23 protein-coding genes are annotated in these 20,610 nt (G+C 44.2%); 11 read left to right on the plus strand and 12 right to left on the minus strand.

Annotated elements, in window-relative coordinates; all coding sequences use genetic code 11:
• Positions 1–69 precede the first annotated feature (69 nt).
• Complete coding sequence (locus tag LC065_RS18360; RefSeq protein WP_306163619.1) at positions 70–417, minus strand: hypothetical protein; 348 nt, start codon at positions 415–417, stop codon at positions 70–72.
• Positions 417–845, minus strand: a complete 429-nt coding sequence (locus LC065_RS18365; RefSeq protein WP_226588286.1) for a hypothetical protein — start codon at positions 843–845, stop codon at positions 417–419. The genes LC065_RS18360 and LC065_RS18365 overlap by 1 nt, the downstream gene beginning before the upstream one ends.
• A gap of 138 nt (positions 846–983) precedes the next feature.
• Here LC065_RS18365 and LC065_RS18370 point away from each other — a divergent pair, with 138 nt between their 5' ends.
• Positions 984–2,618, plus strand: a complete 1,635-nt coding sequence (locus LC065_RS18370) for an acetolactate synthase large subunit (protein WP_226588284.1) — start codon at positions 984–986, stop codon at positions 2,616–2,618.
• A 9-nt stretch (positions 2,619–2,627) separates the two neighbouring features.
• Positions 2,628–4,061: an aldehyde dehydrogenase family protein gene (locus tag LC065_RS18375; RefSeq protein ID WP_226588283.1), complete on the plus strand. Its 1,434-nt coding sequence runs from the start codon at positions 2,628–2,630 to the stop codon at positions 4,059–4,061.
• Between the two features lie 36 nt (positions 4,062–4,097).
• Here LC065_RS18375 and LC065_RS18380 read toward each other — a convergent pair whose 3' ends face one another.
• The 3 genes from LC065_RS18380 to LC065_RS18390 form a co-directional block, all read right to left on the minus strand.
• Positions 4,098–5,405: a Glu/Leu/Phe/Val family dehydrogenase gene (locus LC065_RS18380; protein ID WP_306163620.1), complete on the minus strand. Its 1,308-nt coding sequence runs from the start codon at positions 5,403–5,405 to the stop codon at positions 4,098–4,100.
• Positions 5,406–5,489: 84 nt separating this feature from the next.
• The gene (locus LC065_RS18385; RefSeq protein WP_226588281.1) at positions 5,490–6,464 is read right to left on the minus strand and encodes a cation diffusion facilitator family transporter; all 975 of its coding nucleotides are present in this window, start codon (positions 6,462–6,464) and stop codon (positions 5,490–5,492) included.
• A gap of 186 nt (positions 6,465–6,650) precedes the next feature.
• On the minus strand, positions 6,651–7,277 hold the full coding sequence (locus tag LC065_RS18390; protein ID WP_226588279.1) for an FMN-dependent NADH-azoreductase: 627 nt from the start codon (positions 7,275–7,277) through the stop codon (positions 6,651–6,653).
• 304 nt (positions 7,278–7,581) lie between these two features.
• Here LC065_RS18390 and LC065_RS18395 point away from each other — a divergent pair, with 304 nt between their 5' ends.
• Positions 7,582–7,767, plus strand: a complete 186-nt coding sequence (locus LC065_RS18395) for a YjzC family protein (protein ID WP_146813902.1) — start codon at positions 7,582–7,584, stop codon at positions 7,765–7,767.
• Positions 7,768–7,825: 58 nt separating this feature from the next.
• On the opposite strand, the gene LC065_RS18400 is transcribed toward LC065_RS18395, so the two are convergent.
• From LC065_RS18400 to LC065_RS18410, 3 genes are all read right to left on the minus strand, one after another.
• Positions 7,826–8,050, minus strand: a complete 225-nt coding sequence (locus LC065_RS18400; protein WP_226588277.1) for a hypothetical protein — start codon at positions 8,048–8,050, stop codon at positions 7,826–7,828.
• 97 nt (positions 8,051–8,147) lie between these two features.
• Positions 8,148–8,657, minus strand: coding sequence for a phosphotransferase (locus LC065_RS18405; RefSeq protein ID WP_443135250.1), 510 nt, complete (start codon positions 8,655–8,657; stop codon positions 8,148–8,150).
• A gap of 120 nt (positions 8,658–8,777) precedes the next feature.
• Entirely contained in the window at positions 8,778–9,128 is a 351-nt protein-coding gene (locus tag LC065_RS18410) for a hypothetical protein (RefSeq protein WP_226588273.1), read from the minus strand.
• A gap of 100 nt (positions 9,129–9,228) precedes the next feature.
• Here LC065_RS18410 and LC065_RS18415 point away from each other — a divergent pair, with 100 nt between their 5' ends.
• The 7 genes from LC065_RS18415 (at position 9,229) to LC065_RS18445 (ending at position 15,375) form a co-directional block, all read left to right on the plus strand.
• Positions 9,229–9,546, plus strand: a complete 318-nt coding sequence (locus LC065_RS18415) for an ArsR/SmtB family transcription factor (RefSeq protein ID WP_226588271.1) — start codon at positions 9,229–9,231, stop codon at positions 9,544–9,546.
• Between the two features lie 65 nt (positions 9,547–9,611).
• Positions 9,612–10,043: a DMT family transporter gene (locus LC065_RS18420; RefSeq protein ID WP_226588270.1), complete on the plus strand. Its 432-nt coding sequence runs from the start codon at positions 9,612–9,614 to the stop codon at positions 10,041–10,043.
• A 12-nt stretch (positions 10,044–10,055) separates the two neighbouring features.
• Positions 10,056–10,514 carry a DMT family transporter gene (locus tag LC065_RS18425; protein ID WP_226588268.1) on the plus strand — a complete coding sequence of 153 codons (459 nt, stop codon included), beginning with the start codon at positions 10,056–10,058 and terminating at the stop codon, positions 10,512–10,514.
• A gap of 311 nt (positions 10,515–10,825) precedes the next feature.
• Positions 10,826–12,061 carry a Zn-dependent hydrolase gene (locus tag LC065_RS18430; protein ID WP_226588266.1) on the plus strand — a complete coding sequence of 412 codons (1,236 nt, stop codon included), beginning with the start codon at positions 10,826–10,828 and terminating at the stop codon, positions 12,059–12,061.
• Positions 12,062–12,076: 15 nt separating this feature from the next.
• On the plus strand, positions 12,077–13,687 hold the full coding sequence (locus LC065_RS18435; RefSeq protein WP_226588264.1) for an amidohydrolase: 1,611 nt from the start codon (positions 12,077–12,079) through the stop codon (positions 13,685–13,687).
• Entirely contained in the window at positions 13,684–13,905 is a 222-nt protein-coding gene (locus tag LC065_RS18440; RefSeq protein WP_226588262.1) for a DUF3311 domain-containing protein, read from the plus strand. The genes LC065_RS18435 and LC065_RS18440 overlap by 4 nt, the downstream gene beginning before the upstream one ends.
• Positions 13,906–14,061: 156 nt before the next feature.
• Entirely contained in the window at positions 14,062–15,375 is a 1,314-nt protein-coding gene (locus LC065_RS18445; protein ID WP_371933368.1) for a sodium:solute symporter family protein, read from the plus strand.
• A 109-nt stretch (positions 15,376–15,484) separates the two neighbouring features.
• Here LC065_RS18445 and LC065_RS18450 read toward each other — a convergent pair whose 3' ends face one another.
• Positions 15,485–16,045: a histidine phosphatase family protein gene (locus tag LC065_RS18450; RefSeq protein ID WP_226588258.1), complete on the minus strand. Its 561-nt coding sequence runs from the start codon at positions 16,043–16,045 to the stop codon at positions 15,485–15,487.
• A gap of 1,168 nt (positions 16,046–17,213) precedes the next feature.
• Between LC065_RS18450 and LC065_RS18455 the strand changes: the two genes are divergently transcribed.
• Positions 17,214–17,474, plus strand: coding sequence for a hypothetical protein (locus LC065_RS18455; protein ID WP_226588256.1), 261 nt, complete (start codon positions 17,214–17,216; stop codon positions 17,472–17,474).
• Between the two features lie 161 nt (positions 17,475–17,635).
• Here LC065_RS18455 and LC065_RS20620 read toward each other — a convergent pair whose 3' ends face one another.
• The 3 genes from LC065_RS20620 to LC065_RS18465 form a co-directional block, all read right to left on the minus strand.
• Positions 17,636–17,938 (minus strand): TIGR04104 family putative zinc finger protein, encoded by a 303-nt coding sequence (locus LC065_RS20620; RefSeq protein ID WP_226588254.1) that lies wholly within the window; start codon positions 17,936–17,938, stop codon positions 17,636–17,638.
• A gap of 172 nt (positions 17,939–18,110) precedes the next feature.
• Positions 18,111–19,577, minus strand: a complete 1,467-nt coding sequence (panF, locus tag LC065_RS18460) for a sodium/pantothenate symporter (protein ID WP_226588252.1) — start codon at positions 19,575–19,577, stop codon at positions 18,111–18,113.
• The gene (locus tag LC065_RS18465; RefSeq protein ID WP_226588251.1) at positions 19,574–19,855 is read right to left on the minus strand and encodes a YhdT family protein; all 282 of its coding nucleotides are present in this window, start codon (positions 19,853–19,855) and stop codon (positions 19,574–19,576) included. The genes panF and LC065_RS18465 overlap by 4 nt, the downstream gene beginning before the upstream one ends.
• Positions 19,856–20,610 lie beyond the last annotated feature (755 nt).

Genomic DNA, 20,610 nt, shown 5'->3' on the forward strand with positions numbered 1-20,610 from the left:
AACGTGACAAATCTAAAAAAGGCTGAAAAACGGAAGAAACGCCGATCACTTAAATGACCGACGTCCTTTTCACTCTCTTCTTTTTTTCAAACCTCCATTTATTCCTTTTGCTAACCAATGGTGAACGAAAAGAACCGCACCGATTCGAAGATAGCTTCCGAATTCATCCAGAAAAAGAGACATGAGCGATTCATAAACTCCCCATGTCATTAGAACGGTCAATGTAGAGGACATGAAACCGAGCACGATGGCTTCATGAGAAAAGTATTCTAAGTAAGTGATCGTGGTAAAACCAGTGAACAAAGAAACATTTCCGATCCACTGATCGCCTCCAGATAGATGATTGATTAAAGCGAAAATAATCAGGATAAACGCACAACTAAGTAAAATGGCTCGTTGAAATGGGCATGTTTTCATCAAGACCGGGATTCCTTCTTTTTTTCCTTGTTCACAAGATATTCAATGTAAGGTTCAAAGCCTGCCCATTTGCTGATCAATTTTAGCATCAACAAAAAGAAGACGCTTTCGAAGGTCACCCCTTTGACCGTATCTGCAGACAGCCACTGGTCATAAATATTGATTGGAATCATGGCGACCAATTCAGAGAAAATAAAGGTTATTCCAAAGGCAAAAACCAGCAGGCCGAAACCCTTCCATATAGGATCCACCCCTATAAACCAGAGCAAGTAGACCATTATGGCAATGGAACTGATCAGGACGATCCTGCCAAACGAGAGGGAAGTCCCTGTCAAAATGCCACCAATAATCACCATGGCGATAGAGAAAAATACTGCTATAAGTAAATGCTTTTCGTTCTTTCTTAAATGGTGGATAAACTTCTTCATACATTGCCTCCCCATAAAAAATACCGACTTCCATTTTATCGTTGTACCGATTGTGAGAACAATGGAATCTTTCTCCATCCTTTTGCTCATAACTTCTCCTGAGATAACGCAAAATAAGACAGACAAGGAGGAAAAAAAATGAACGTTGCACAACTATTGATCAAATGCTTAGAAAACGAAGGTGTCGAATATATTTTCGGTGTCCCGGGAGAAGAGAATATCGATGTCATGGATGCCATTTTGGACTCCCGGATTGAATTCATTACGACACGTCATGAGACGAGTGCCGCCTTTATGGCGGGAACTTACGGAAGGCTGACCGGTAAACCAGGGGTGTGTTTGGCCACGCTTGGACCGGGCGCGACCAATCTTTTGACTGGTGTGGCCAATGCGAACATGGACCATTGTCCTCTCATCGCCATTACAGGGCAGGCCGGACTGAACCGCCAACATAAAATTTCACACCAGTATTACGATCTTGTGGACATTTACGCACCTGTAACCAAATGGAATGCGCAAATCAAAACAGGGGAAATCGTACCAGAAGTCGTAAGAAAAGCGTATCAGTTAGCCATGCAGGAAAAACCAGGAGCGACGCATATCGATCTGCCTGAAGATGTAGCAAGCATGGAAGTGTCGGCAGAACCCCTTCCGATTACCGGTCATTCTCTTCCACAAGCCGACGAAAAAGTCATCAAGGAAGCGGCGGACCTTCTTTCCAAGGCAGAAAAACCTCTGATTTTAGCAGGAAACGGAATTACTCGGGAACAAGCAGCGAATGAGCTTCAATCATTAGCAGAAAAAGCGAACATCCCTGTCGTCCACTCTTTCATGGGAAAAGGAGCCCTTTCATGGAAACACGAACTTAGTCTTCTCACGGCAGGACTGAGTGGGAAAGATCACATCACCTGTGGTTTTCAAAAAGCCGACCTGATCATCCCAATCGGTTTTGATATGGCCGAAACGCCGCCACAAAACTGGAACCCGACCGGGGAAACCCCGATATTGCACATCGATACAGAGGAAGCAGAAATTGACGCGTACTATCCTGTCGCCTTGAACGTAGTCGGGAATATTAAAGAGAACTTAAAACAGTTGACAGAAGCCGTGTCTTCAAAAGAAAGAAACCTTGACTGGGCCACTTCCATCCGTGAAAATGTGCTGAATGATTTTGAAGAATATCAACAGGATGAGGCCTTCCCTCTTAAACCGCAAAAGATCATTGCAGACTTGAGACACGCTATGGGAGATGAAGACATCGTGATCTCTGATGTCGGCGCACACAAAATGTGGATGGCCCGCATGTATCATACATCCAAGCCAAACACCTGCCTAATATCGAATGGACTTGCCTCCATGGGGGTTGCCGTTCCAGGTGCGATTGCAGCTAAAATGGCCGCTCCGGATCGTAACGTTGTTGCTGTTTGCGGAGATGGGTCTTTTCTGATGACAGGAGCAGAGCTTGAAACGGCAGTAAGGTTGAAATTACCCATCATCATTCTCCTATGGAGAGACAATGGATACGGACTAATCGAATGGCACCAGATGAAAAAATTCGACCGTCCATCCCATATTGAATTCGGAAATCCGGACTTTATCAAACTCGCGCAATCTTTTGGAATGGAAGCTTTACGTGTCGACCAAGCCCAAGATTTGCAGAAAGCGCTGGACCAAGCGATTTCCATGAATCAACCTGTCTTGATTGACTGCCCTGTCGACTATAGCGAAAACATGAAACTGACGGAAAAACTAAAAAATATCACATGCGAATGAGGTGAAATCATGAAAATGGGATCGATTATCAACGGTGAAGAAATTCGCGACGATGACCGCGAGACAATGACGGTCAAAAATCCGTACAATGCGGAGGTTGTTGCAAATCTGGCTCTAGCTAAAGAAGAAGACTTGAACAAGGCAATCGACATCAGCTACGATACGTTTCATCAGACGATGAAGAAAATGCCCGCTCATGACCGGGCGGATATTCTTTTGAAAGCATCCCAACTTTTGGAGGAGCGCCAGGAGGAATTTGCTGAAGCAATTACTAAAGAAGCCGGGAAACCTTTACAGTTCAGTCAAGGTGAAGTGCAGCGTTCGATTCAAGTCCTCCGCTTTGCGGCAGAAGAAGCGAAGCATATCGAAGGAAAAGTCATTCCGATGGATGCAGCGATTGGTGGAGAAAACCGGATCGGTTTCACGAAGCGGGTGCCACTCGGAGTCGTCGCGGCAATCACACCCTTTAATTTTCCGTTGAACTTAACATTGCATAAAGTCGCTCCAGCTATAGCAGCCGGTAACACGATCGTATTGAAGCCAGCGGAGAAAACGCCGGTATCCGCCTACAAACTCGTGAAGCTTCTCCATGAGGCGGGACTACCAAAAGGGGCGATTCACTTACTGCTTGGAACAGGAAAAGAAATCGGAGACCCCCTTGTGAAGCATGATAAAATTCACAAGGTCACGTTTACGGGAAGCCTGCCCGTAGGACGCACGATCCGCGAAAATGCAGGGTTTAAGAAAGTGACGCTTGAGCTCGGTTCCAACAGTCCTAATATTCTATTTGAAGATGCAGACCTCGATTATGCCGTTTCAAGTTTAGTTAAAGGCGCATTTGCTTTTTCAGGACAAGTGTGTATCTCCGCCCAACGAATTTATGTGCACCAGAATATTTATGACCGATTCTTAAAGACGTTCATTCAAAAGACTGAAGACCTGAAGATTGGTGATCCGATGAGCGAGGACACGGATTTTGGTCCGATGATCAATGAGGATGAAGCGAAACGCGCCAAGATGTGGATTGATGACGCCGTGGAAAATGGAGCAAAAATTGAAACGGGGGGCAAGCGTGAGGGCTCTTTATTGACCCCCACAATTTTGACTGATGTGAAAAGCGATATGAAAATCATCGCTGAAGAAGTATTCGCTCCGATCGTATCAGTCATTCCATTTTCATCTGAAAACCAAGTAGTTAGTCAATCGAACGACTCAATCTATGGTCTCCAAGCAGGAATTTTCACAAGAGACATTGACAGAGCCTTTCGTGTAGCCGATCAGCTGGAAATGGGCGGTGTCTGGATCAATGAAATGTCCACTTACCGACAGGACAATCACCCTTATGGTGGCGTAAAGCAAAGCGGCATTGGACGAGAAGGTGTCCAATATGCGGTGGAAGACATGACAGAATTGAAGTTTTACGGCATTCGACTCAATGGATAAACGAAGAACAGTCGCCCTATTAGGACGACTGTTTTTTTAATGGTTTTCTTTTTCTCCAATCCAACCACGGGCATCCATCGCTTTAACCAAATGCTTGATGCCTACCATATAGGCTGCATCCCGCATCCGACACCCTTTTTCTTCTTTCATCTCGATCACTTTTTCAAACCCTGAGAGCATCTTTTCTTCCAGCTGCTTGTTCACTTCGTCCACTTTCCAATAATAATTCATGTTGTTCTGCACCCATTCAAAATACGAGACTGTTACTCCACCGGCATTACAGAGGATATCAGGGATGACGAATATCCCTTTTTCTTCAAGAATTTGATCACCAGCTGGGGTTGTTGGACCGTTAGCAGCCTCGGCCAGGATTTTTGCTTGAATCGTCGGAGCCGTCTCTTCCGTGACCTGATTTTCAACCGCAGCGGGAATGAGAATATCTACGGGGAGGCTGAACATTTTCTCGTTTGAGATCGGCTCTGCTTTTTCATAAGAAGAAGCATACTGATCCCCACCGTTCGTGTATGCTAACAAATCAGGGATATCCAACCCACCTTCTTTGTAAATTCCGCCTTTTGCATCCGTCACAGCTACAATTTTCACACCTAATTCATGCAAGAACTTGGCCGTCATACTTCCTACATTACCAAACCCTTGAATGGCTGCAGTCGCTTCTCCCATTTCAATTCCGAGGACTTTACACGCTTCACGAATGGTGAAAACTACCCCTCGTCCCGTGGCTTGAAGACGACCGAGAGATCCTCCGAGAACCACTGGTTTTCCTGTCAGCATGCCAGGAATGTTATATCCCCGGAGCTGATCGAATTCGTCGATCATCCATCCCATGACTTTTGGACTTGTATTGACGTCAGGTGCAGGGATATCCTTCTGAGGACCAATGATCGGGGTGATTTTTTTAATGTAATTGCGACTTAACTGTTCCAACTCACGTTCGGACAGTTGCTCAGGGTCCACAATGATGCCACCCTTACCACCACCAAATGGTAGATCAATGATAGCGGCCTTCAAGGACATCCAAATAGAGAGCGCCTTCACTTCATCCAGGTTGACATCCGGATGAAAGCGTATTCCTCCCTTCGTAGGTCCAAGGATATCCATGTGCTGAGACCGATATCCCGTGTAATTCTCAATTCGTCCATCATCCATTCTTACAGGAATCGAGACTTCAAAGACGCGCATCGGCTTCTTCAACAAATGGTAAATGTTCTCATGAAGACCGAGCGTCTCCACCGATTCCTTCAGTAACCCCTTAACAATTTCATAAGGATTATGTCCATGCGTCATAATATCCGATTCCACTTTATCGTACTTTTCCTTACCCATACTCCCACCTCATCTATTCCATATTTTTCTAGACTAGGTCATACATTTTTTGTATGACCAGGTCATACAATTATTCCCAATTCATTACACTTGATTATTATCTGGATCCCATGACAACTGATCATCATCTTTATCTGATTCAATGATCACTTCTGTTACCCCACGCTGAGTCAGGATTTTCTTCTCAATGCCATCGAGGACGCGATCCACTTGTTCTATAGACATGTCCGGATCGAACTCCAGCTTCAGTTCCACATGCAGCTCTTCTCCCTCTTTCATGACCATAAGCTTTTGTATGTCCTGTACTTCAGGATGTTCAAAAACGAATTCACCGATTTTCTTTTCCATTTCTTCATCCGCTACCCCTAATACACCAGCTGCATTGTCTAAGAAGATTCGACCGACCACATAAAACAGCATCAATCCGATGATGACAGAAGCATAGCCTTCAGCTGTATGAAAAGGGGTATAAGTTGCGATTAATATCGAGATCATTGCAATCAAAGCACCTGATGTAGCAACCATATCCTCCAGGAAAACCAACTTCGTAGCAGGTTTTGCTTCTCCGATGTTTGCAAAACTTACCTTTACAACTTCCATGCCTTTGACATTCTCCTGTCCGATATCTTTGACCACTTCTTTCATCGCTTTGTACAACACAAAAGACTCAAGAATTGCTGCAATACCAAGTACAGTTAAGTTCAGCCAAAGCCAGGAACCTGCTTCTGGAGGGTGGAGGATATGATGTATTCCTTCTTTGATCGTTTCGTATGCCAATATACCGACGATAATGACAGCACCAAGCAATACAAGGTTTACAAGCCGGGCAAACCCATTCGGAAATTTATCAGTCGGTGCTTTTTTACTGAGGGCTGAACCGATAAATACAAAAATTTGGTTGGACATGTCACCAATGCTGTGCATCATCTCCGCAAACATCGCCACATTTCCAGTAATGAAATAGGCAATGCCTTTGATCAACGCAATTGTGGCGTTAATGATGCTCGCCCATAAAGCCGGCTTATTGCCTTTTTTCAACAAGACGAATAACTCTTTCATCCCTTACCCCTTTCCATCCCCAGCTTCTCTCCATAGTTTCTCAAGATCGAGCGGAAATCATTCCATAAAATGTCTGATCAGGTCTTACATATTTTTCCGTACCAGGTCATACATTTTCTTCCAATAAAAAACCACACAAAAAAAGCACCCCTTCTTGGGATGCTTTTTTTTGTGTGGTTTTTTGGTTCAGAATGAAGCAGCGGTTGATGCAGCTTCTTCTAAGCCATCTTCAATAATTTTTGCTGCTCGATCAGGGAATTGGTTATGACCCTCGACCACGAGTGTGGTGATATCTTCAATTCCCCAGAAGTGTAGGATGTTTTCAACATAATTCACTGCCATCTCTGCAGACTTCGCCGGACCTTCAGAGTAAACCCCACCACGGGCATTCAAGATGGCTACCTTCTTATCCGGAAGCAATCCTACAGGCCCTTCCTCTGTATAGCGGAACGTCTGTCCAGCCTGAGCCAGATAGTCGAAATACGTATGAAGAACAGCTGGAATGGTGAAATTCCATAGCGGGAAGGCAAATACGACTTTATCTGCTGCGAGGAACTGATCCAAGTAGGCGGTTACCGTATTCGTCGCTTCGATTTCAGATGGAGTAAGTTCCATGCCTTTGGAAAGTTTGAACATTCCATTAATTTTGTCATTGTCATAGTAATCCAGGTTTTCCTCAAACAAGTCGAGCTCTTCTATTTCGTGATCCGGGTGAACCTTTTTATAGTTATCCAAAAATGTGTGGTAAAGTTTGACGCTCACAGACTGCTCCATCGGTCTGGAATTTGCTTTTACGAAAAGTACTTTTGTCATCGTGTGAACCTCCATATATATAATTAGTTGTTGTAGCAACCACAGGTTATAAAAATAAGACTAATGATAGCCCTTCGGACATGAGAATGATTTTATGTCCGTAATTCAAGATGTTGCTACACAAACTATTCGACGTGTTATATGTTATTAACTTATCGTCTACTTGTCAAACCACGAGGCTCGGAAAATGGAAACTCCTCCAAATGTAACATTTTTACAAAAAGGGGTTTTCACTCTGAGATATCCGGTTATATAGCTTATGTGCGCACAACTAAAAACCAATTTCGAAAGGATGTATTTCTAAATGGCTGATCGTTACAAAACAGGTGAACAAGCCCCAGAAGCAGGTACTTACGAATTTGATGGTTTAGTGGATGGTCGTAAAAACAATGATGTAACAGAGGATGAGAAACATATCGAGTTGAGCAATGGTGATACGTTCCCACCTCTTCGCTCCAGTAAAGAAGCAGCTTACTGGAAGAAAGCCTAAATTATACGCACACAACACATAGAAAAGTCCTGGACATCCCCCTGCCCAGGACTTTTCGTCATTTTTTCTTACCATTAATCACCTTTAATGTCGGCGCTTGTTTTTCATCTGGCTGATGTTCAAAGGACGTAATCGTCGCCCCGATTCCAATTGTGAGTGAACCATCTGACTCCACACGGAACAACGTACCGGGCTCTTTAACGCGGACAGATTGGACATTGTGTCTGGCAAACACCTGCTGCAAGTCACCAATCAATTCATCTTTTCCATATGTGAAACCCATTTTGTCACTCCCTAAATGATCCTCTATTACTAGTAGGATATGTAAAAAGAGAGACAAACATGCCCAAGAATTCTGAGAGCATTCTAAAGCTGATGCATCAATCATAGAGAGACGTTTCATAATGCGCCATATATAACTCAAGCGCTCTTAGATGAGTGGCTTTCGCTCTCTGCTGCGTTCGCTCTTTCACTTCAGGAAACTTTTCGGCTTCTATATAATCTGCAAGAACATCGATGACATCATCTAATAACTTCGCCTTAAAATAAAGTTTCATGCGATCAACCACCTCTATTCCTGCAAGGTCTCTCACTTTTCCCTCCCAAATCGGCCACTCTTCCCTATAGAACCAAGGCCAGAGTAAGGCAGCATAATCCGCCGCTGCATCTCCGATGGTTAGATCGTCCCAATCAATCATGCAGAACTTTTCCTCATTCACTAAAATATTTTGCTGACTCAGATCATTATGAACGACATCATCCGCTGGGCGTTGAAAGTGATTCGCTTGTTGTACTTCTTTTTCCAACTGATCCGTCATTTTGTGAAACATCTCAAAAGTCTCCTCTTCTACAAAAGGAAGACTCTCTCTATCGGCATCTATAATTTTCATGTCTTCGATGAACCGATGAATATATGTATGAATCAATGCTTCTGCACAAGTCTTTTCTCCTCCCCCTAGCACACGTTTAAGATTTGGATCCCCATGGAGCTTACTTATTTTTGATAAGATTTAATCCTGCCAAGCTTGCCCCTTCCATGTGTCTCCTTCAAAAAACTCAAACACAAGACCATAGGGGTGACCAGGGATGACGTCTTCATGGACTTCCATGAACAGCTTCGGAGCATGATAATTTTCTGTCAAATACTCGTGAATATGTGCCCACTGCTTCAGCCTTGCTCTATGATCCTTTTTAACAAACTTCACATGCAAGCACTTCTTCCCATCCGAAATTTGATAGGACTGATTGACAAAACCCCCAGGATTCCATATGAACTGAATCGTGATGTTTTCTGAATCCAATCCAAGTCCTGCTTTTAGTGCCCATTCTTCCAAAGATCTCTCTAGTCTCTGATCAGTCACAGTAATTCCCCCTTTCTCTTTAGATTCTCTTCTCCACTTAAAACTTCCTTGCCGAAATCAATGGATTGACATATCGAAAATCATCGATTAGTATGGGCCTATGAAAAACTACGTAGACATTTTCAAAGTATTGGCCAACGAAAAAAGATTGGATATGCTTCAGTGGTTAAAAGAACCAAAAGCCCATTTCGACAAGCCGACGGCTCATTTATCCAAAAACATCAATGAAAAAGGAGGCGTGTGTGTCGGAGATATACAGGAAAAAGCCGACATGTCACAATCAACGGTCTCCCACTATCTTTCCATGATGCAAAATGCCGGACTTCTAGAATCCGAGCGCCACGGAAAATGGACGTACTACCGTCGGAATGAAGCTGTCATTCAAGAAGTAGCTGAATTTCTAAAGAAGGAGCTGTAAGGCTCTTTTTTTAGCGTCAACATATCGATAATTAGAGATATGTAGATATAAAAGGGGTTGTGTATATGAAAGCATGGATTTATCTTATCGCACTATTTGCAGGAGTTTCTTTAAGCATTGAAGGAGCCATTTATGGAGAGCTTGGAGAAACCGTAGGAAAATTAGAGAGCAGTTTTTATAATTTTTTCGTCGGTTCCATTATTTTAGGAATTGTTCTTCTTTTCTTAGGTCAAGGGTCTTTGAGCCACACATTCAAAGCTCCAAAATGGCAGTTAAGCGGCGGTTTTCTGGGCGTGATCTATCTGACGATTCTAATTTTCGCCATTCCATTGGTCGGAGTCGGAGCTGCAATGATTAGCGTGATCGTCGGTCAGTTAGCGATGAGCATGGTAATCGAACATAAAGGATGGTTGGGCAGCAAGGCGAACAAAGTAAAAAAAGAAAAAGTGATGGCCGTCCTGCTTATGACCATTTCTTTGTTTTTAATCTTTTCGTAGGAGGTATTTGAAATGGCTATTCTATTGTTATTGACCGCAGTACTTGGAGGCACGATGCTAAGTGCACAATCTTCGATCAATGGTTCCCTTAGTACAAAAGCAGGCACTTATGAAACCACTTTTCTTACATTCATTACCGGAGCCTTGATCTTATTCCTTCTCGTCTTGTTTTTTGGTGATGGTGAGATCGGTTTAATATTAGAAGCTCCAAAATGGCAGCTGAGTGCTGTATGGTTTGGCGTGGGCTATTTATTTCTTACCGTACTTGCTGTGCCCCAAATCGGTGTAATCGCCACAAACATCTCAACGATCATCGGGCAATTAGGGGCTGGCATTATGATCGACCATTACGGATGGTTTGGAGGAAATCAAATCCTCTTTGATTGGAAAAGGGGGCTGGCATTTCTTCTCATGCTCATCGCCCTCCGCTTCATTTATATCGCAGACAAAAAACAAGCAAAGGGTGGCTGATTGTACCACCCTTTCTCTCATCAATGAACCATCCCTTTCTTCTGATATTCTTGACACTTTATCAATTGGATACTTTGTCCATGATCAGACTATTCACATATACCCAAGACCTGAGCATGAAAAGTAAGCCGTCGCTTCTTTTTCCTTACTAAATCCTTTAGAAAAGGACTAAATGAGCACCCTACAGGTCGACAACTCAATCAAAAGTCTCCCCTCTCTCCCCCACCTTCTAATGAATCATTTAACATTATGTCAATTGTCAGACAATTATGAACTTGATATAGTTAGTTCAAACAAGGAGGAGATCCAACTTGAAGATCAATCAAAAAAGATTTCAGGAACACATCGAAACCCTAGCCAAAATCGGAAAGATTGGAGAAACCGGCGTGTGTCGTCTCGCACACTCAAAAGAAGACCGAGAAGCTGTCGATGTTGTCCGTCTTTGGATGGAAGAAGCCGGACTAGATGCACATATCGATGGATTTGGAAACTTAGTTGGTCGTATCGAAGGAAAAGAAAAAGACAAACCGATCCTCATGTTAGGTTCCCACATTGACTCCCAACCTTATGGCGGGCGCTTTGACGGAACGTTAGGTGCTTTAGGCGCCATTGAAGTTGTACATACGATGAAAGAAGAAGGCATCACCCCCAACCGTTCCATTGAGGTCATCTGTTTTGCTGACGAAGAAGGGTCAAGGTTCAATAAAGGCGTTTTCGGCGTCCGGGGGATTATCGGCCAGCTCGAAGAAGGCGAACTCGAACGAAAAGATAAAAATGGGGTGACCCGCTTAGAGGCTCTCAGAGAATTCGGAGTGGAACCGGATTTGAGTCAAAGTCCTGTTTACAAACCTGGAGATATTGAAGCTTTCCTTGAACTTCATATTGAACAGGGACCTGTCCTCGAATCACAGGACAAACCCGTTGGAATCGTATCGGCCATCTCCGGTCCGATCTGGCTGACGGTGACTCTTGAAGGTTTTGCTGGTCACGCAGGATCCGTGCCAATGAATTTGAGACAGGATGCGTTTCTTGGCGCCTCCATCATTACAAAAGAGTTTAATGAACTTGTCCGAAATGAAGGCACGCCGAATACAGTCGGTACCGTCGGCAGTGTCCAGACTTTCCCGAACTCCCGCAACATCATCCCTGAAAAAGTCGAGTTCACGATTGACCTCCGCGATATTGACTTGGATGCCCGCACAAAACTCGAAAAGAAATTGTATGAAATCATCGAACGTACGAGCAAAGAACTTAACCTCGAGTACTCCATCAGTGAAGACACACGCAGTGATCCACGCTATTGCGCAGACTGGATCAAAGACATCATGAAAACAGAAGACGAACAACTCGGTTACGATTCACCAACCTTGATGAGCGGACCTTTTCACGATGCCTTATTCATGTCCTACATCAGTGATTACGGTATGATTTTTGTCCGTTGTGAAAAAGGAATCAGCCACAATCCGTTGGAGTATGCCGAAATGGAGGACATGCAAAAGGGCGTGGAACTTCTTTATCATACAGCGTTGAAGATCGCTCAGTCCTAAATGGAGGGAGAAGAAATGAAAGCAACCAAAGTATTCACCAACGGAGAAGTCATCACCGCCGATCAATCAGGGACCGTTCATGAAGCACTCGCTGTCAAAGGAGAGCGCATCCTCCAAGTTGGAAAGACCACCGATATCATGGAACGGTGCGACGCTCATACAGAGATCATTGACTTAAACGGGAAAAGTCTGCTTCCGGGATTCAACGATGCCCATGCCCACCTCGAGTTGTACGGCACCAACCAGATCGGCGTCAACCTTAAGCAGGAGAATTCCATAGAATCTATCATTGAAAAACTTCAAATGCGGGCTGAGGAAACACCCTCTGGAGAATGGGTCCGCGGCTGGGGTTACAACCAGAACACACTGCTCGAGGAACGCCATCTGACCAAATGGGATTTGGACAAAGTGTCCACGTCCCATCCCATCATTGTCGTACGAACTTGTGGTCATATTTCATGTGTGAACAGCAAAGCACTGGAAATGGCAGGTCTCACATCACAAACACCAGACCCACCCGGTGGGACCTATCACAGAGACAGTGGCGAGCTTACCGGTCTATTGCTGGAAGCCGCCCATATGGAGATGTTCCAGCTTGCCGATTATTCAGAAGCAGAGGTGATGATCGGACTGCGAATCGCCTCGGATCACTTTTTACAAAACGGGATAACGAGTGTCCATGATGCAGGTGGATACGGCACCAAACACGTCCGTTATTTACAAAAGGCCGCTCAAGAAGGAAAGATCAGACAACGGCTTTATGTCATGTATGGTTCCCTCTACGATTCTCCGTCCGTTGTCAAAGCAGGTGTGGAGAGCGGGATCATGACAGGACTCGGAGACGATATATTTAAAATCGGCCCTGCAAAAGTTTTCATTGATGGAAGCAGCAGCGGCCCGACATGTAAAACACGTGATCCATACACAAGTAATCCAAATGATTCAGGGATTCTATATATGGACCAAAATGAATTGGACCGATATCTTCTACCAGCGCATAAACAAGGGTGGCAGATCACCGCTCACGCCATGGGGGATGAAGCCGTACATATGTTGCTGACCACAATTGAGCGAGCGCTCAATCATGGAGGGAATTTCACCGATCGGCACAGACTTGAGCATGCAGGAATCACTCCCCCTGACCTTGTAGAAAGGATAAAAGCCACCCGTGCTGTCCCCATTCCGAATCCTGCTTTTCTTTACGAATTCGGGGACGGATATATCAACGATTACGGTGAGAGAGTCCACCACTTTTTCCCGTTAAAAAGTTACGTGGAGCAGAACATTCCGTTTGCTATCGGTTCTGATAGCCCCATTACAACGGTGAATCCACTGATCGGCATCCATGCAGCCGTCAATCGGACAAGTAAACAAGGCCATCCTGTGGGTCAAGGTCAATCCATCACGGTCGAAGAAGCGATCCGGGCTTATACATGGGCAGGCGCTTATGCCAGTGGTGAGGAAGATTTGAAAGGAACCTTAGAACCAGACAAGTACGCTGATCTTGTCATTCTCAATCAATCCATTTTGCGGTGTCCTTCCCGGAAACTAAAGGACATCCAAGTAGAAATGACAATTCTAAACGGAGATATCGTGTATGAAAAACAAAAGGAGGATGCCCATTGACCAAGCAAAAGTTCGTTAAAATTTACTGTCTTTCTTTAACCATCCCATTTTTACTTCTCGTCTTCCCATTGTTCTCCATCGCCAATAGGGAAACGCCGTTCATTATCGGTTTACCATTTTCGGTATTCTGGGTCATTTTTTGGATCGTTGTTACATTCATCATTGTTTTATTCCTTTACAGAATCGACCCTGACAAAGACGAAAAGGAGGTCCATTAAATGGCACAATGGCAAATTGCAATGATCATGATGATCGGTTATCTCGTCGTCGCTTTATTCATAGGAGTTTTAGCTGGCCGTAACTAGGACAAAAGTTCACTAGAAGAGTTCACCACAGCGAAAGGGAATCTCGGTCTGTTCGTTATGTGGTTCCTCATGGGTGGAGCGGTCTTCAGTGCCTTCTCGTTCCTTGGCGCACCCGGATGGGCCTTTTCCCGCGGGGCACCAGCTTTGTACATCATCACCTATACCGCCTTTGCTATCTTACCTTGGTATATCATTGGTCCGAAAATCGGTGCCATCGGCCGCAAGCACAATATCTATACGGTCGCTGGATTTTTACAATTGCGCTACTCCAGCCGTGTAATCGCCATGATTATCGGAATCGTTGCTTTACTAGCCTCTATCCAGTACTTGGCCACACAAATGAAAGGGATGGCCTATATTTTCAACATCATGACAGAAGGACGGATTCCTTTTTGGCTTGGTGCGCTGCTTTCTTACGGAATAGTCGTCGTTTATGTAGCCACAGGAGGACTACGTGCGGCTGCATGGTCTGATGTGTTTCAAGGGATTCTCATGATCGTCATTTCATGGACCGTCGGGCTCACGATCGTCAATCAGCTTCACGACAGTGTACCCAACATGTTCCGTAATCTGACGCAGGACAACCCAGGTTTTCTGCAAATCGGTGCCGAAGGTTCAACAATGTCCACAATGGCCTACACCACAACTATACTGGTATCAACCATCGGGTTTCTCATGTGGCCACACTTGTTTTCAAAATCCTATGCCACAAAAGCACGCACCATCAAGAAGACCGTGCTCGTCTATCCTATGTTTGCCTTGTTCCTAATCCCGCTACTGTTTGTCGGGTTCTCTGCTGTTAACGTCATCCAGTCCAACCAAATCGGTTCACCGGATGAAATTCTGCCCTACTTGATTACAACGGTTCTCACATTGCCGGGCTGGGTGTATGGCCTTGTCGGTGCTGGTGCGCTCGCTGCAGCCATGAGTACCGCGGATGCCATCACACACAGTGCTTCCCTTGAGTTTACAGATGGCTTGATCCGCAACGTGAAAAGGGACCTTTCGTCGAAAACTACGCTCTTAATCATGAGAATCGGCGTCTTCGTCATTGGTGGACTCGCATATTTCATTACCGTCTTTGGTGGACAGGGATTGATTGCCCTCCTCCTCGGAGCCTACGGGTCAATCGTCCAATTCGCCCCAGGGGTATACGGTGCTTTATATTCGAAAAAAATCACCGCTCCCGCTGTCATTACAGGGTTAATCTCGGGTACCGTCGTCAACTACTACTTCCAGCTTGTCGCAGACGCTCCACCATTGGATATTAATCCTGGTATTCTCGGCTTAATCGTTAACGTTGGACTCGTCATCCTGATCAGTGCATTTTCTCAAGGAAAAGAGATGCCCATGGCAGAGGAATATAGAAAAATAGGTTCATAATAAAAAGGACGCTGAGTATATACAGCGTCCTTTTTAATGATTAATCAAGCGTCCACTCTATGAACAGATAAAAGAGAGGGATCCGAAAAGAATAGGAAAGGGTACTTCCTTATATAAACACCCTTATCCAGCCCGTCTCTTTCGGAAAGTCTTCACGAGTCAGTGTTTTCCCTTCAATCCATTGCCTATAGGCTGTCATAGTCCCATCATGCGTAACAACAAAAACACGGTCTTTCCCTTGTTGTTTACACCAGTGAATCAGTGCAGAAGCCACATCCCCAAAATCCTCTTCAGGGATTTCGTTAATCCCCTCTCCCCAACGTCTATCAATCAAGTGAAAGTCCGGAAATTCAGCAGACACCTGATTTTCACCTAATGTCTGATCGCAAGGTAGAGTTCTCCATTCCTTCTTCTGGGGAAACATCCGAGGACCAACGGCAATAGACACAACTCTCCTGCATGGAATACCTTCACTCCAGCGCTCAGCCGTTTGTAAAGTTCTTACCGTCGGGCTGGCGATAAGTAGATCATCAGAGGACAATGGCCATGTTTGTTGTAATTCCCTTGCTTGGCTTTCTCCGTGTATGGTTAATGCCGGGTGGAGGATATGTAATCCATCTGGCTTTTTTGTATGTACCCCTTCCCCATGACGCACAAATATAAGCTCCATGATTACCCTCCTTTTAGAATACTTTCAATTCAAGTTTTCTTACATAGCTAAGGATTGTATATACAAAAAAAGTACATCCAAGCACCCCCGATGATAAAAGCGGTAACCAAAAGCTCCTCTCCCCTTTCTAATGAGGAAGTAACCAGGACCAAACCACTTAACCTTAGACCTATGAGCGTATAATAGGAAAAGCTTTGCCACCATTTCCGCCTATGCCGCGCCCGGTCGCTGAAAATAGATAAGGGGATTCCTAAGCAGAGATAAACAGGGAACGTAAACAAAAAGATAGGAGCTGAAACATCCCCTTCACCCGTCGAAAATATGTTTACCATGATTGATAGAATGATGGATGAAAAGAAAGCGGCTAGAATCCCCCAATAAAATTTCATGAAACATCCCCCATCCTGACCTTTTGAACCTAAAGTTATTTCCCGAGCAATATTTATCCATACTGTAACACAGCCTATGATTTGTTTTCTAACAAAAAAAGGATGGAGCATCCTCCACCCTCTTTTATATTTGGCTCTGTTAAAGTTTAATGTTGATATTTATATAAAACAGGACTTCCATAAAACTGGAAGTCCTGATTGGATTATTGTCTTATTTCACTAACGCACCCGATAGCTTAAAAATTTCAAGTTTACGTATTTATAAAAGTAAGAATAGCTAAAACAATCATACCTATTCCTAATACAGAAAAAAGAACTCTAAAAATCCAATAAGGTAATTTACATAATATATGACGGGTGAATATTCCAGCCCAAACTTGATTTTTCCAATCCTGCTTTCCATGATATTCTTTCGTATATCCTTTTGCTGCATAAAATAGAAATAAGCCAACGAGTATGAAAAATATGGGACCGAACCAATGCCACATCTGTAAATATCACCATCCTTGAATGTAATAACGCCGTATTTCTTATGACACTATTCTGCTCCGTTAGTTGTATAAAGAGATACCTTTATACAGTAAACTTAGATAATCTAAATGTATCATAGGTTTCCATACTATTTGATGGCTCCATTATAGAACGTTCGTTTGAACCAATCAAATATCAACAACGAACTTTAACAGAGACTTTGTGATAAGAAAAAGTGGAAAATTTCTACCAAATGCTCCGATATCAAGTATGATGGGGACATCCAGAACCAGAAAGGAAGATTCTTAATGGCACACACAATTTACGACCCTTATGTCACGGAATTCCCTTGGTATGAAAAGGTCAGCGCCCGATTCTTTGATGAGAGAGCAATTCAAAAAATCAAAGAGCACCACCAATGTTCGGAACAGGAAGCAAACAGCCTCTATGCAGCCATGCATGAGGATTCTGAACATTCGCCGGACGCTCGTCCGAATGAACATACCTATTCTTTTCGGTACTACGTGGTGACAACATTGAAAAAACAGGGCATCGACTTCCACGTTTAAGGAACAGAACGTGCAAGGGACACGCAGACAAGAACGCTATGGTATGGATGATAAATGACTCTAGACAACGGGTATCCCGTTGTTTTTTTTATAAAAAGGCTCTGTTAAAGTCTGGTGTTGATATTGATAGAAATAGTAGTACCTCCAATTAGATGGAAGTCCTACATTGAATTGTTATCTTCTTTGATTTTATAATTAGCTACATAAGGAAAGAAAGAAATTGCTATTATAAATATTGAAAATAACAAGATTACAGGTATCACTAAAGTGTTACTTACAGCAACAACAACAACTCCCCCTAGTATTGGTAGCGGGATGTCAAAGAAGTACCTAGTTTTTTTCGTAACAACATGCTTGGTTCCGCACTTGTTACAGACAAGAGGTTTATAAGTCCAACGGATAGCCTTTTGCACTTCTTTCCATGTAAATTGATATCGACAAGACTTACACTTTTGTATCCCCAAAAAAACATCCTTTCTTGGGTCAACGTTAACATAGATAATTCATATGTTTTTAGTTGAAAAATGTACCAAACCTTACTAAAGTACCCTACCCTTTACTTGAAGACTCAGTTTCGAGATTGATATCCCCATAGGGGCGCGAATATCAACAACCAACTTTAACAGAGCCTTATATTTAAGCACTCCACAGTTTTTGGAACACATGTTTCTGAATATCCGAATGCCGTTTCACCGTCAATAAGCTAAACAGAATGTACGCAAGCAGACTCAAAAGTACGGGCAGGACCACTGTGTGCATCCCGAACGCCTGTGGCATAAAGCTATGGAATAAGATATAGCTTCCTACCCCTGTCAAGATAGAAGCAATGGCTCCACTGGCATTGCCTTTTTTCCAGTACAGCCCCATGATGACAGGCCAAATGAAGGCTGCTTCCAGTCCGCCGAAAGCGAATAAATTCAACCAAATCAGTAAATCCGGCGGCTGAACCGCCATAGCAAATACGAGAATTCCAATAACAGCGGTGACGGAAATACTTAGTCTCTTTACCTTCTTCGCACTTGCCTCGGGATTTATATAGTTCAAATATACATCTTTCACAACCGCTGAACTGACAAGCAAGAGGAGAGAATCGACGGTCGACATGATTGCAGCCATCGGGGCAGCAAGCACAATTCCTGCCAGCCAGGCGGGCAGCACCTCCATTGCAATTCGCGGCATGACCGTATCTCCGACTTCAATTCCGGGAAGGACAGGTCTTGCAAAAACACCTGTCAAGTGCATGCCGAGCATGATGACACCGACCACAACAGTTCCAATAATCAAAGCCCTGTGCATCCCGCGAGAGCTTTTATAACTCATGGCGCGGACAGCAACTTGGGGCAGGCCGACGACACCCACACCTACAAGAATCCAGAAGGACGATACATACACCGGCGTAAGAGAACGATCCGCTCCGTATGGTGAAATTAAATCGGGGTTCTCTGCAGCAAGGTCGGAGATAATGCTCTCAATCCCGCCCCCTGCGATAATCGTACCGACCAAGATGATCATCGTTCCAAAAAACATGATAATCCCCTGCACAGTATCCGTAATCGCGACAGCACGAAACCCACCGATAATTACGTACACAAGGACGGAAACAGCAAAAATGAACAAGGCTGCCGTGTAGGAAAGACCTGTAAATGATTCAATCAGACGTGCTCCTCCGACCCACTGGGCCGCCATCGCCGAAAACAAGAAAATGATAATACTTGCAGCAGATAAGATGACCACCCATTTACTTTGATAGCGTTCCTTCAAGAAATCAACCAGAGTGACCGCCCGGATTTTTCTTGCCATAATGGCAAACTTCTTTCCAAGTACCGACAGTACAAAATAACCCGTCGCAAGCTGGGTCATGGAAAGCAAAACCCAGCCAAGTCCGACTGTGTATGCAACTCCAGGTCCGCCTACAAAGCTGCTTGCACTACCGTAAGTAGCGACCATCGTCATCGCTAAAATGAATCCACCAAGCTGACGGCTTCCTAAAAAATATTCCTGCAGAAAATCCGCACTAGACTTTAAGTATTTCGAAGCATAAAAGCCTATAAAAAATATAATGACTAAAAATAGTAACAGTGGTATAACAACGCCCCAATTCATTTCTCATCCTCCTCATCCAGCGGTACTTCTTTAAACAAGAATTTGACTGCAAGAATCACGAGAAGAAAGATCAGGACTGTAACGGCGATACAACTATAAAAAAACCACGCGGGAAAGCCAAAAATGTAGTCATACTCCTCCACAGGCCCGGATCCGAGACCATAGGCGAACCCATACCAAAGAATGAAGTTTACAATAACAAGCGCGGTTCCGATCAACGCCTCTTTGTTCGCAATTTTATATCGCGGATCTTCCATCCGCTTATCGTGATGATTCATAGAATATTCCCCCTTGCTTAACCGAACGTTTTCTTTATCCCTGTATTTGTTCTGTGCTTCATTCCTTTTTTCTTCTTTTCCAAGCTTACCGAAAAATCATTCGTCTGTCTGCACCCTTTTTCACAAAAAAGTGCTACTCCATCCTTTTCATACATAAAGTATGAATGTTCCTTTTTAAAATATAAGTTCCCGATTGTGGAAGACTCCGTTTCGAGACTTTTGTTGAGTGGATGGGGGCTGCGGGGAATAGCTCGCTTTCCGCGGGAGCGCGGTGAGCCTCCTCGGACTTCGTCCTGTGGGGTCTCACCCTGCACTTTTTTCCCGCAGGAGTCTCGCCATTCCCCTCCGCCCTTTGCCATAGAAGTATCTCGAAACCGCTTCTAGAATAAGAGGCTTTCAAGCTTGATGGAAGTGTAGGGGTTAAACTTCTCCCCCTATGTGTATCTGGATTCTGAAAGCTTGTTAGAGAAGGCTTATGCTTATAAAAAGCGGAAGAGTGGAAGACAGTCTCTTTGAGCAAAGGGGTTCGTTTTACTCGTAAATCGCATGGGGTGGTTGGGAAGCTGCGAGACTCCCGTGGGAGAAGGAGATAGGCGAGATCCCGCAGGACGTAGTCCGAGGAAGCTCGGCGCTCCCCCCACAGGAAAGCGAGTGGCTTCCCAACCACCCCTGACGCTCAACTGAGTAACGAACCCCGAAACCTCTTGAATTCGAGCATTACAGAATCCTGTCATATACTTTAATAATTAATAAAC

This window comes from Halobacillus litoralis (assembly GCF_020524085.2).
Lineage (GTDB): Bacteria > Bacillota > Bacilli > Bacillales > Halobacillaceae > Halobacillus > Halobacillus litoralis_E.